General features: G+C 57.2%; 12 protein-coding genes. 2 read left to right on the top strand and 10 right to left on the bottom strand.

What is annotated here, in order from left to right; genetic code table 11:
* Positions 1-7: 7 nt before the first annotated feature.
* The 7 genes from cydC to sohB are packed head-to-tail and all read right to left on the bottom strand — an operon-like array spanning position 8 to position 7977.
* A complete protein-coding gene (cydC, locus tag CLV83_RS04810; protein WP_132288271.1) occupies positions 8-1717 on the bottom strand; it encodes a thiol reductant ABC exporter subunit CydC in 1710 nt (569 codons plus the stop codon).
* On the bottom strand, positions 1714-3441 hold the full coding sequence (gene cydD / locus CLV83_RS04805; RefSeq protein ID WP_132288268.1) for a thiol reductant ABC exporter subunit CydD: 1728 nt from the start codon (positions 3439-3441) through the stop codon (positions 1714-1716). Before cydD ends, cydC begins: the two co-directional genes overlap by 4 nt.
* A gap of 54 nt (positions 3442-3495) precedes the next feature.
* The gene (locus CLV83_RS04800) at positions 3496-4623 is read right to left on the bottom strand and encodes a mechanosensitive ion channel family protein (protein ID WP_243642276.1); all 1128 of its coding nucleotides are present in this window, start codon (positions 4621-4623) and stop codon (positions 3496-3498) included.
* 10 nt (positions 4624-4633) lie between these two features.
* A complete protein-coding gene (gene nagZ / locus CLV83_RS04795) occupies positions 4634-5674 on the bottom strand; it encodes a beta-N-acetylhexosaminidase (protein ID WP_243642275.1) in 1041 nt (346 codons plus the stop codon).
* Between the two features lie 7 nt (positions 5675-5681).
* Positions 5682-6161, bottom strand: coding sequence for a L,D-transpeptidase (locus tag CLV83_RS04790; protein ID WP_132288265.1), 480 nt, complete (start codon positions 6159-6161; stop codon positions 5682-5684).
* A 34-nt stretch (positions 6162-6195) separates the two neighbouring features.
* Positions 6196-6864, bottom strand: coding sequence for a TetR/AcrR family transcriptional regulator (locus CLV83_RS04785; RefSeq protein WP_132288262.1), 669 nt, complete (start codon positions 6862-6864; stop codon positions 6196-6198).
* A gap of 42 nt (positions 6865-6906) precedes the next feature.
* Positions 6907-7977: a protease SohB gene (gene sohB, locus CLV83_RS04780; RefSeq protein ID WP_341540372.1), complete on the bottom strand. Its 1071-nt coding sequence runs from the start codon at positions 7975-7977 to the stop codon at positions 6907-6909.
* Between the two features lie 94 nt (positions 7978-8071).
* Between sohB and CLV83_RS04775 the strand changes: the two genes are divergently transcribed.
* Complete coding sequence (locus CLV83_RS04775; protein WP_132288256.1) at positions 8072-8398, top strand: SCP2 sterol-binding domain-containing protein; 327 nt, start codon at positions 8072-8074, stop codon at positions 8396-8398.
* A gap of 17 nt (positions 8399-8415) precedes the next feature.
* On the opposite strand, the gene nudC is transcribed toward CLV83_RS04775, so the two are convergent.
* Positions 8416-9153, bottom strand: a complete 738-nt coding sequence (nudC, locus tag CLV83_RS04770; RefSeq protein ID WP_132288253.1) for an NAD(+) diphosphatase — start codon at positions 9151-9153, stop codon at positions 8416-8418.
* Positions 9154-9408: 255 nt separating this feature from the next.
* Between nudC and nhaB the strand changes: the two genes are divergently transcribed.
* Positions 9409-10917 carry a sodium/proton antiporter NhaB gene (gene nhaB, locus CLV83_RS04765; protein ID WP_132288250.1) on the top strand — a complete coding sequence of 503 codons (1509 nt, stop codon included), beginning with the start codon at positions 9409-9411 and terminating at the stop codon, positions 10915-10917.
* A gap of 80 nt (positions 10918-10997) precedes the next feature.
* Here the strand turns inward: nhaB and dnaQ are convergent, their stop codons facing one another.
* Together dnaQ and rnhA are read right to left on the bottom strand one after the other, a co-directional pair.
* Positions 10998-11735, bottom strand: a complete 738-nt coding sequence (gene dnaQ / locus CLV83_RS04760) for a DNA polymerase III subunit epsilon (RefSeq protein WP_132288247.1) — start codon at positions 11733-11735, stop codon at positions 10998-11000.
* Complete coding sequence (gene rnhA, locus CLV83_RS04755; RefSeq protein ID WP_132288244.1) at positions 11732-12172, bottom strand: ribonuclease HI; 441 nt, start codon at positions 12170-12172, stop codon at positions 11732-11734. The genes dnaQ and rnhA overlap by 4 nt, the downstream gene beginning before the upstream one ends.
* Positions 12173-12177: the final 5 nt, after the last annotated feature.

Genomic DNA, 12177 nt, shown 5'->3' with positions numbered 1-12177 from the left:
CCCCTGACTAGATCGACCTGAGCCCTGCCAGTCGACTATCCGGATCGGCGAGAAGCCGGTCCGGAGCTCCCTCCTCAACCACCCTGCCGGAATCGATCAGGATCACTCGATCAAACCGCTCCAGTGCGATCGGATGATGGGTGATGAGCAGCAAAGTGCGGTCTTGCGCACGATCAAGCAGACAGTCCACGACTCTTGATTCGGTTTGCGCGTCCAGCCCTTCCGTCGGTTCATCAAGCAGCAATATCGGAGCAGGCCGCAGCAATGCCCGCGCCAGCGCCAGCCGTTTACGCTGACCACCAGATAGCCGGGCACCTGCTTCACCCACCTGGTAATCAAGCCCCTGCCCCGACAAACCCGGCAGAAGATCGAGATCATCAAGCAAAGACTCAAGCGTACTATCATCCAGATCATCCACCGCGAGCTGCAAGTTATCCCTCACGCTCCCGGCAAACAGCTGAACGGGCTGAGACATGACACTCATCTGGCGCCGTAAATCCGCTTCCGAATAACGCTCTATCCGTTCACCACCCAGTTTTATTTCCCCGGACTGCGGATCCCAGAACCGACTCAGCAGCGTAATAAGGCTACTTTTTCCGCTACCGGAATGACCCAGCACCACGACCTTTTCGCCGGGAGCGACCTGAAGATCGATACCATCCAGAGCGGGACGGTCGGGCGTATAGGAAAAATGCACAGCGCTGAAACTGAACTGACCGGGCTGTGACGGCTTAACGCCGGATTCAGGGAAGCCCGAAACCTCAGCATGGTTAACAACCTGATCCAGGCGCGCCGCTGCCGCTGTCGTTTTGCCCAGATATTGGTACGCCAAAGGAAGCGGCATGACCGCCTCAAACGCCGCCAACACGCAAAACAGGACCATAGCGAGCTGTGCAGGCTCAATCAGCTGATTGCCGAGCAACTGTGCGGCAATCAGCAGCGCCGCCACCAGGGTGAACCCCGACACCAATGTCATCGCAGCATTAATAGCAGCTGAGACCAGCCCCATCCGCTGCTGAGTAGCCAGCAGCAGAAACTCCGCCTCCGATACGGAATCCCGAGCGACCCCCATACCGCCATAGATACGCAGATCCGCCATACCCTGAACGATCTTCACCAGACGCGTCCTCAGCTCCGCCTGAGCCGCCGCCTGATCACGTCCAGGCCGCCGACCAAGCAGATAGCCGACTCCGGGCACCAGAATACCGGCGAATGCCAGCCCCGCCAGACTGATCAGCGCTATAGACGGCGCGTAAAGGGCGAGGAACGCGGCAACGAGTAACGCCACCACCAGGGCCACAAGCGTCGGGGACAATACCCGCAGATAGAGATTGTCGAGCGCGGCGATATCCGCCACCAGCCGATTCAACAGCTGGGCCGAACCGATTTGGCTTAACTGCCCTGGCCGCAGCGGTTCTATCCGGGTGTAAACCCAGACACGAATCTTGGCGATCAATCGGAAGGTCGCCTCGTGAGAAGCCACACGCTCACCATAACGGCCTGCGGTACGCAGAATAGCGAATCCTCGCACGCCGGCACCGGGTGTATAGAAGTTAAAACTGACCGAACCAGCCAAGGCTGTGGCGGTAATAAACCAGCCGGAAAGGGTCAAAAGACCAATGCTCGCCAGCAAGGTCACCAATGCTAGAACCGCGCCGAGAAGCACCCAACCAAGATGGGCGCGCATTTGACGGATATAAGGCCAGAGTAGTTTCACTGCGCACCTCCGACATCATCCGCCATGCGTTGAAGAGACCCGTTACGCAAATGAAAAAGTCGCTTCGCGGTCTTCAGGGTGGATTCACGATGGCTCAGTATCAATACCGTTCGGTTCTGCGCAAACCGCTCCAGCGCCTGCAGAATATATTCCTCACTCTGGCGATCCAGGTTAGCCGTGGGCTCATCGAGCAGCAGCACAGGCGCATCTTTCAACAGCGCACGGGCCAGGGCGATTCGCTGAATCTGACCGCCGGACAGGCCGGCCCCCGCTTCCGCTACCTCCGTATCCAACCCCTTGGGAAGCTGAGCGAGGAATTCACTGACATGAGCCGCATCACAGACCTGACGCAACCGCACATCACTGGCATCCGGATCGGCCAGGAGAAGGTTCTGCCTCAACGTGCCACTGAACAATGTTGTGTGCTGGCTCACCCAGGCCACCCGGGCAAGCCAGTCATCACGGTCCATTTCCGCGAGATCCACACCATTCACCTGAATCTGCCCGGCTGATAGCGGGTAAAAACCAAGCAGCAGATTCATCAGCGAGGATTTGCCCACACCACTGGGGCCTGCCACCGCCACGGGCTCGCCGGGCTTAAGTTCGAGATCGATACCCTCAAGTACCGGGCGCTCGCTACCTGGATAGACAAGCCCTACGCCTGAAAAACGGATAGTAACAGGGTCTACAGGCGCTCCCTTGCCGCCGGACGGGGCTTGATGCTCTACCTCATCGAGCAACTGCATAAGCTTTTCCGAAGCCGCCACCGCCTCCTGCTTGGCATGATACTGGGTACCCAGCTCGCGCAGAGGCAGGTAAAACTCCGGCGCCAGCAACAAAATGAACAACGCCTGGTAGAGCGTTATATCACCCTCCCAGGTACCAAATCCCAACTGCCCAAGAAAGCTGAATCCCAGGTAGACGGCGGTCAATGCGATGGAAACGGAAGCGAAAAACTCCAGCACGGCGGAAGAGAGAAAAGCCAGTCGTAAAACCTCCATGGTCTTGAGGCGGAACTCCTCCGATACCCGTGCGATGGTCTCGGCTTCCGCCCTGCTCCGCTGAAACAGCTTGAGTGTCGGCAAGCCTTGAATAACATCGAGAAGATAGGCGGATAAATTCGCCAGAACCTGGAAATTACGCCGATTGGCATCTGCCGCTTTCATTCCCACTAACGCCATAAACAGCGGTACCAGCGGAGCAGTGCAGATAAAGATCAGTGCCACCGCCCAGTTCTGCGGCAGCACAAACAGCAGAATGATCAGCGGCATTCCCACCGCCTGGACCATCTGAGGCAGGTAACGGGCGATAAAACCATCCAGCGCCTCAACCTGCTCAAGCAGCAAGGTACTGAGCTCACCCGCCTGACGACGATGAGTATAACCGGGGCCGAGCCTGTCGAGCTTTGCCAGGAGCTCCTGACGCAGCGCCCGGCGCACACTGACCGAGGCGCGCACCCCAGCCCACTCACGCAGAAAACCAAACAGCGCGCGCAAGACAACGGCAACGACCACCAGCGCGATCGCCGGCACATAGCCACCAAGCTCACCCCTGCCCTGCACCAACCCGGAGATAACGTAGGCGAGACGATCAGCCTGAAGCACCAGCACCAGTCCCAGCAGCAAACCGGCCAGCATCGCCAGCAATGTCCAGCGCCGCCCTGGCGCCGCGACCCTGCGGAGCCAGGCACTGGGTTTGATCGCTTGGACTTCAGGCTGGCTCATAGCGGTAACTCCGGCTCCATCGACAGATCTTCAGGTCTGGATAACTACATGGGATCAGGCGCTTTGCTTTTCCATCTCCGGTGGCGCTTCTACGCCCGGCTGTTCGTGCAGGTGCACGGTCGTGGTCGGGAAGGCGATCTCGGCACCATGACCAGAGACGATATCGATTATCTTCAGCAGCACATCCTCACGCACCGCCAGGTAATGCCCCCAGTTGGTGGTGTGGGTGAAGGTGTAAACCATGATATCCAGCGAGGATGGGCCAAAGCGATTCAACTGCACAAACAGAGTGTTGTTCTCGTCGATCTCTTCATGGCCTACCAGCATTTCGCGGATATCATCGACGATCTGCTTGACCACCGCCGCGTCGTCATAGCGCACCCCGACATACTCGAAGATACGTCGATGGGTCATCCGCGACGGGTTCTCTACTGAGATATTGTTAAAGGTCGCATTGGGCACATAGAGCGGGCGCAGGTCAAAAGTTCGTATTACCGTCAGGCGCCACCCGACATGCTCAACAACACCTTCAATGTTCTTGTCCGGCGAGCGCACCCAGTCGCCCACCTTAAACGGACGATCCAGGTAGATCATCAGACCGCCAAAGAAGTTGGCAAGCAGATCCTTGGCCGCAAAACCCACCGCCAGACCACCGATACCACCGAATGCGAGCAGGCCGGAAATGCTGTAACCCAGGTTCTGCAACAGCACCAACCCAACCACGATAACAATCACCAGCCGAATCAGCTTGGAGAACGCATCCGCTGTGGTCCGATCGATGTTCTTATTGCGGCGCAGGACCACCTCTTCGGCATGTCCGATAAAGCGGATCAGCGTCCAGCCCAGCAACAGGATAAAAGCGATCTGCCGCGCTCGACTCGGTAACTCCCTGCCTATGTAGTCGGAATGCGGTGCCGCCACTGCCAGCGCCAGCGAACAACCGATTACCAGAATCAGAATCCTCACCGGCAAACGGCCGGCATCGATCAACAGGTCGTCCCAGACAGGCTTGGTATGGGACAAGGAGCGTACCAGGCGCTTCATGATGCGGTTTGCCACGAACATGGCGAGCAGCGTCACCGCAAGAATAAGCAGCACACTCAATTGCCAGCGATAGTCCTGCAACACGGGCATCAGCCCAAGTAACGGGTCAATCCAGCTGGTCAGTTTCTCTTCAGGCATTGCTCAGTCCTTAAACTCGGTGCATCAGGTCTATCAGTTGTTGCGCGATCTGCCTGGCGCGTTCGCGTCGCCGGGCATCATCCAGAGCAACCACACGGGCTTTCATCCGGCCCAGCCGCGGCGACGGTGCCACCGGATGCTGCTGCAGATATTCGAGCACTTCCAGCGCACCTTCAGGACGGTTGCAGACCAGCACCATGTCACAGCCGGCGCGCAGCGCTTTCTCTGCACGCTGGGGATAGCCGCCGGCGACACTGGCGCCCTCCATGGTCAGGTCATCACTGAAAATCACACCGTTAAAACCCAGTCGCTGCCGCAACTGCTGCTGCAGCCAGAATTCAGAAAATCCGGCCGGCTCTTCATTAACGGCGGAATAGATCACATGGGCCGGCATAATCGCGTCCAGCCCCTCACCGATCAATGTGGCAAATGGACGCATATCCTCGCCACCGATCTCCTCCAGTGAGCGCTCATCCACCGGAATTTCCAGATGGGAGTCGGCCACGACCCAACCATGACCGGGAAAATGCTTGCCCGTCGCCGCCATGCCGGCCTCATGCATTCCGCTCATAAAAGCAACGGCCAGTTCGGAGATCCCTTCAACCGTGCCGGCGAAAGCGCGATCGCCAATCACACCGCTACGGGACCAGTCACGATCCAGCACTGGCGCAAAGCTGAAATCGATATCAAAATCACGCAACTCAGCCGCCATCAGCCAACCCAGCTCATGAGCTTCCTCGACGGCCTGCTGGCGATCCAGTTTCCAGCGCTCGCCCAGCGCAGCCATGGGCGGCAGTCTTGTGACACCCTCACGCAGGCGCTGCACACGGCCACCCTCCTGATCAACGGACACCAGAATATCGGGGCGCGCGTTGCGCACCTCAGCCATCAAAGCATGCAGCTGTTCTGGCGATTCATAGTTACGCGCAAACAGGATCAGACCACCCACTTCCGGCTGACGCAGAATTTCTGCCTCATCGGCCGCCAGTGACAGACCTTTCAGGTCGAGCATCAACGGGCCAAGCGCTGGACTTTCAGTACCGAGTGTCATGCTTTCCTCATTCATGAATATCGACCGGGGTACCGGCCTGGACGCGGGAGAACAGTTCTAGGAGATCAGCGTTACGCATGCGGATACAGCCATGTGAGAGAGGAACCCCCATGGGCTCGGTATCCGGCGTACCGTGGATATAGATATAGCGACGCTGGGAATCGCAATTACCGAGGCGATTTTTGCCCGGCTCACGACCGCAAAGCCAGAGAATACGGGTCAGAATCCAGTCTCGCCCCGGATGACTGGCGGCGAGTTCTGGCGAATAGATCTCCCCGGTGGGACGACGCCCGATAAACACCGCGTTCAACGGCTGATCGGCGCCGATACAGGCACGTATGTAATGCGCGCCACGGGGTGTACAACCACTGCCATTTGTCTCGCCCGCTCCGTTCAACGCGGTAGAGACGGACCAACTGCCAAGCTCGGTGTCGGTGTCGATCAGACGCAGGCGCTGTTCGCCCAGTGACACCTCAATGCGATACATACTTCCCCCAGATAACGAGTGATATACCAGCAGATTAGATTCTGCAGACCCAGTTCTTTTCGGAACGCGCATGGAATCCGGCCGTCAGCACGGGCACCATACGATGCAGGGTCCTTTCGATATCAACGCGTCCGTCTGAGTTCCGCGCATTAAGGAGATTCAGAGTGCTGTAGTTCGACAGTGTGAAAATTAACGCGCCCAGCAGGAAATGTAGACGCCAGAAAAACTCGTCATTCTCCATCGGCGCCGCGTCCTGGCGCACCAAAGTGACCATCGGCTCGATCCGCCCCGCGTAATGCTGCATAAGGAACTTACGCAGACTCTCCTGATCAGGCGCGTAAGCCAGATCCAGCAGATGCATGAACAGGGATAGTGAGTGTTCCCGATCCTCGCGTGCTTCAAGCAGCGCTACCATCAGTATCTCGATCAACTCCTCCACCCCGATAAACTCGGTACCGGAGGCGCGACGCTCGGCGAGCAACTGTTCAAGCCGCGCGCACAGAGGATCGAGAAAGCGGGTCGCCACCGCCTCAATTAAACCGTGCTTGGAGCCGTAATGGTAATTAACGGCGGCCAGGTTAACATCCGCCGCAGCGGTGATCTGGCGCATAGTGGTTTCCGCAAAGCCACGCTCTGCGAACAGCTGCTCTGCGGCGAGGATAATACGGGTAGCGGTATTCGCGTCCTTTAACTGACCTTTCACATCGAATCTCTCACTTGTTCCACTTGCTCGAGGCCCAATCCCTTACCGCGACCAGAAACGGCTTTCCTGAAGCTTTTGCACCAGACGGTCGGCAAGGCGATCTGCGGTCTGTACGGAGAAGTTGCTCAGCCGCTCCTGCAAGCCCTTTTTCAGCTCATAGCTAACACGATAGACATCGGCATTTTCGCAGGCATCAAACAGGTAATCGTCACTGGTACTGATACCATCGATGAGCCCAAGGCCAAGCGCACGTTTACCAAACCAGACCTCGCCGGTGGCGATCTTCTCCAGATCAAGCTCGGGGCGGTATTCCGCGACAAATTCCTTGAAGAGCCCGTGAGTATCTTCCAGCTCTTCAACAAACTTCTTGCGGCCATGCTCGGTGTTTTCACCAAACAGCGTGACAGTGCGCTTGTATTCACCGGCGGTGAATACCTCGTAATCCACATCATGCTTTTTCAGCAGACGATGGAAATTCGGCAGCTGCGCCACCACACCGATGGAACCCACCAGGGCAAAGGGTGCCGTCAACAGCTTATTGGCGATACAGGCCATCATGTAGCCACCGCTGGCAGCGACCTTGTCGACACAGATGGTCAATGGAATTTCACGACGACGGATACGCTCAAGCTGGGACGCCGCCAGACCGTAGCCATGAACCAGACCACCACCGCTCTCCAGACGAACGACGACTTCATCTTCCTTGCGGGCCATCATCAACACGGCACTGATCTCTTCACGCAACCAGTCAACCTGGGACGCGTGCAGGTCGCCGTCGAAATCGAGGACGTAGATACGCTTGCGCTCCGGCTCGGGTTCGGTGCCTTTCTTCGCCGCTTTCTTGCGCTCTTTCGCTTCCTGTTTATCGCGTTTCTTCTGCTCTTTATGCATCTGTTTTAAACGCGACTCGTCCAGAATTTCGTCTTCGATCTCCTGCTGCATCTCTTCAAAGTGGCGATTGATGTGCTTCACTTCGACATGCCCTTCGCGCGCCTCGCGACGCTTGGACACAGCGGCACCAACCCCGGCAACCACCAGCAGAATGCCGATAATCAGGGTAAGTGTCTTGGCGAGAAAGAGTCCGTATTCGGCGAGAAATTCCGTCACATGCATCTCCTGTTGCTGTCCCGGGACGTTAGCGCTGCGGGGCCGCGTACTGTAACATATCGCCGGATTAAAACACGCTTTTTGCAGGAACATACTATCCATGAGCGCGCCCATCACCGTCGATCAGATCATCCGTAAATTACCCTCCCGGTTTAATGCCGAACAGGCGGGTTCGCTCGAAGCGGTATTCCAGTTCCAGCTGTCTGATGCTCAGCCGTTTTTCATCACCATTGCCGATGGTAGCTGCGACGGCCAGGCCGGTGAACATGAAGATCCGAACATCACCCTGCATCTTGATGAGGCGACACTGATCCGAGTGGTCACCGGTGAACAGGATGGCATGAGTGCGTTTATGAAAGGACAGCTGCGCGCCGAGGGCAACGTGATGCTCGCCACGCGCCTCGGCAAACTGTTTAGCGGCGCTTAAGCCGGCGGGTTTACAACTCAGGCCGGCGGGTTCAAAAAGCCCTCGATCAACTGACGTGAGATCGTGAAGCTGGGCGGTAACTGCGGCAGGTTATCTGCAGTAAACCAACCGGCCAGATCGATCTCCTCACCATCTGGTGTGATCTCGCCACCGGCATAATCCGCATAGAACCCCAGCATCAACGAGTGTGGGAAGGGCCAGGCCTGACTATGGGCATAGCGGATATTGCAGACCTCTACACCTACCTCTTCCATAATCTCACGGGCAACGGCCGCTTCTGCTGTCTCCCCCGCCTCAATAAACCCGGCCAGGGTACTGTAACGGCCATCGGGAAAGCGGGTGTTATGCGCCAGCAGACACTGATCGCCCTTGGTGACCAAAACGATAATGCACGGGGAGATACGCGGATAAACCACCAGCTCACACTGGGTACAGCGTTTAGCCAACTCCCCATCGGCACGTTTGGACAACGCACCACAGCGGCCGCAAAAACGGTGTTGATCATGCCAGACCGCGATCTGGGTCGCGCGCGCCAGACGTGAAAAGTGAGACTCCTCCGCCATCGACAGCTCGGCTCTCAAATCCAACTTTTCAAAACCTGCCCCCGGCTCCTCCTTACTGAGCAACAGCTCCAATTCAGGCGATACCGGATAACGCTCTTCTATCTGCCCTGCCGCCACCCGAGGCTGCGGCGAAAAAAGATCACCGCCCTCTGCAACATACAACCGACCCTGGTGACCAAGCACATATTCCACAACCTACTCCTTAATATCATACCTCTTCCGAGCCAGCACTTTAGCACAGCTTCCGCCGGCACCCGGCAACTGGTAGCATTGGCCCGCCTTGCTGACAGCGCCGCTGCCGCACACCAGCCATTCGAACATGCCTCGCCCAACATCTCCCGGCCATGTTCTACCCGCGGTGCCGCCAGGACCCGATAAGCATACAAATAACCAAGGGTCAGTTTTACAAGGCGTACGAATGGAACCTTCATAGGACACCTTTATCCGATGAGCCAATCGCTGACTCAGGCGCTCACGCGCAATTTTCTGGGTAATTCGCCGGTCTGGTACAAACAGGCCGTGGTCGGATTTCTCATCCTGAACCCTATTGTTCTCTTTCTGGCAGGTCCGGCCGTAACCGGATGGCTGCTGATTTTCGAATTTATTTTCACCCTGGCACTGGCACTCAAATGCTACCCCCTGCAACCCGGCGGCTTGCTGGCTCTTGAAGCGGTGGTGATAGGACTTGCATCGCCCGAGGCGGTCTACCACGAAGTGGAAGGCAATCTGGAGGTTATCCTGCTGTTGATGTTCATGGTCGCGGGCATCTTCTTTATGAAGAGCATGCTGCTGTGGGTATTTACGCGCATTCTGCTCAGGGTTCGTTCCAAATCTGTTCTTGCCCTGCTCTTTTCACTCTCTGCCGCTTTCCTTTCCGCCTTTCTCGATGCGCTCACCGTAACGGCGGTACTGATCAGTGTCGGCGTCGGCTTTTATGCCGTATACCACCAGGTCGCTTCCGGCAAGCAGATGGGCCAGGGCGGTCACGACCATTCCAACGATCAGCACATCCTGGAAGAAAAACGTCAGGATCTGGAATCCTTCCGCGCGTTCCTGCGTAGCCTGCTGATGCATGGCGCTGTTGGCACCGCCCTGGGCGGTGTATGCACACTGGTGGGTGAACCGCAGAACCTGCTGATCGCCCAGAAAGCGGGCTGGGATTTTGTTGAGTTCTTCAAGCTGATGGCACCGATCACCATGCCGGTGCTGGCTGCAGGTCTTGTTACCTGCCTGCTGCTGGAGAAGACCGGGACCTTCGGTTACGGCGGCAAACTTCCTGCCACAGTGCGTACCATCCTGACCGAGTATGCACTGGAGCAGGACAAGAAACGCACCGCCCGCGACCGCGTTATCCTGATCGTGCAGATTCTGGTAGCGATCTTCCTGGTGCTGGCACTGGCCTTCCACCTGGCGGAGGTCGGCCTGATTGGCCTGACGGTGATCATCCTGCTGACGGCATTCAACGGCATCACCGAAGAGCATCAGATCGGCAAGGCATTTGAAGAGGCACTACCGTTCACCGCGCTACTGGTGGTGTTTTTCAGTATCGTGTCAGTCATCCATGAGCAGCACCTGTTCCAGCCGATCATCCATGCGGTACTTTCGCTGGAGGAATCGCGCCAGCCCGGTGTGTTCTTTATTGCCAACGGCGTACTCTCCGCCATCAGCGATAACGTTTTTGTTGCCACGGTCTATATCAACGAAGTACTGGACGCTTTCAACAAGGGCGAGATCAGCCGCGAACACTTTGAAAGCCTGGCGATTGCGATCAACACTGGCACCAACATCCCCAGCGTGGCCACCCCTAATGGTCAGGCCGCTTTCCTGTTCCTGCTGACCTCGGCACTGGCCCCCCTGATCCGACTGTCTTACGGTCGCATGGTCTGGATGGCCCTGCCCTACACCGTCGTAATGAGCGCCGTCGCCATGACAATGGTGCTGATAGAGCTTCATTAAGGCCGGGTATCGACACAAAAAAAGCGAGCCGCCAGGCTCGCTTTTTTATTTCAGGGGCTCAACAAAACTCAACAGAAACCTTAGTCCGCCGCACCCGGCTGCGACTCTGCCAACTGCTCACGCCAGAGACACTGACCGCCGGCTTTCTTATCCAACAGATCGAGAAAGGCCTCGTGGGCTGCCAGATCTTCCCCTTCTGCCAGGGGTACAGGCAGGTCATCCGCATCTGCGACGCGACGAAGACGCTCACTGCCACCACCCTCTTCGCTGTCATCCTGTCCCAGCTGCAGCGCCGTCTGGCCACCGGTCAGCGCCAGGTAAACCTCAGCAAGAATCTCGGAGTCGAGCAATGCGCCGTGCAGCTCACGATGAGAGTTATCGATCTCATAACGGCGACAGAGCGCATCCAGGTTTACCTTGGAGCCCGGATGCTTTCGACGGGCAAGCTTAACCGAGTCGGTGACCGTGCAGATATCGGCGATACGCTCTGAAAAGCCGTTGCGCTCGAGCTCTTTATCAAGGAAGCCCACGTCAAACGCCGCGTTATGGATGATCAGCTCGGCGCCGCGTACAAATTCGAGAAACTCTGCCGCCACATCGGCAAACGAAGGTTTGTCGGCGAGAAATTCATTGGTGATACCGTGCACATCCATCGCTTCGGCGTCGACCTCACGCTCTGGGCGAATGTACTGGTGATAATGGTTACCGGTCAGCTTGCGTCGCTCCATCTCGACACAGCCGATTTCGATGATGTTATGTCCCTCATCGACCTCAAGACCGGTGGTTTCTGTATCCAGTACGATCTGACGGCTACTCATGCCTTGCCAAACTCCTCTACACCTTTGTTCGCCAACTGATCGGCACGCTCGTTCTCCGGATGACCGCTGTGCCCTTTGACCCAGTGCCATTCAATATCATGCCCGGCCACCAGCTTATCAAGCTCCTGCCAAAGCTCCGCATTCTTTACCGGCTGACGTGACGCGGTTTTCCAGCCTTTACGCTTCCATCCGGCGATCCACTCGGTAATCCCCTTACGCAGATACTGGGAGTCAGTGGTCAACTTGACATGGCAACGCTGATTCAACGCTTTCAGAGCTTCAATGGCAGCCATCATCTCCATGCGGTTGTTGGTGGTGTTGGGCGCACCGCCATACAGCTCTTTTTCATGACCGCCACTGCGCATGACAGCTCCCCAGCCTCCCGGCCCCGGATTGCCCTTGCAGGCGCCGTCGGTAAAGATTTCAACCTCTTTCAACTCTC

Origin of the sequence: Marinobacterium mangrovicola (genome assembly GCF_004339595.1) — a bacterium.
In the GTDB taxonomy this organism is placed as follows: Bacteria; Pseudomonadota; Gammaproteobacteria; order Pseudomonadales; family Balneatricaceae; genus Marinobacterium_D; species Marinobacterium_D mangrovicola.
The sequence above is the reverse complement of the archived record's forward strand: the minus strand, read 5'-3'. Positions and strand labels throughout refer to the sequence as shown.

Coding starts and splice junctions, on each gene's coding strand:
- sohB (WP_341540372.1), bottom strand. CDS start 7,977: ATGCATGTGACGGAATTTCTCGCCGAATACGGACTCTTTCTCGCCAAG.
- CLV83_RS04775 (WP_132288256.1), top strand. CDS start 8,072: ATGAGCGCGCCCATCACCGTCGATCAGATCATCCGTAAATTACCCTCC.
- nagZ (WP_243642275.1), bottom strand. CDS start 5,674: ATGACACTCGGTACTGAAAGTCCAGCGCTTGGCCCGTTGATGCTCGAC.
- cydD (WP_132288268.1), bottom strand. CDS start 3,441: ATGAGCCAGCCTGAAGTCCAAGCGATCAAACCCAGTGCCTGGCTCCGC.
- nhaB (WP_132288250.1), top strand. CDS start 9,409: ATGAGCCAATCGCTGACTCAGGCGCTCACGCGCAATTTTCTGGGTAAT.
- dnaQ (WP_132288247.1), bottom strand. CDS start 11,735: ATGAGTAGCCGTCAGATCGTACTGGATACAGAAACCACCGGTCTTGAG.
- CLV83_RS04790 (WP_132288265.1), bottom strand. CDS start 6,161: ATGTATCGCATTGAGGTGTCACTGGGCGAACAGCGCCTGCGTCTGATC.
- CLV83_RS04800 (WP_243642276.1), bottom strand. CDS start 4,623: ATGCCTGAAGAGAAACTGACCAGCTGGATTGACCCGTTACTTGGGCTG.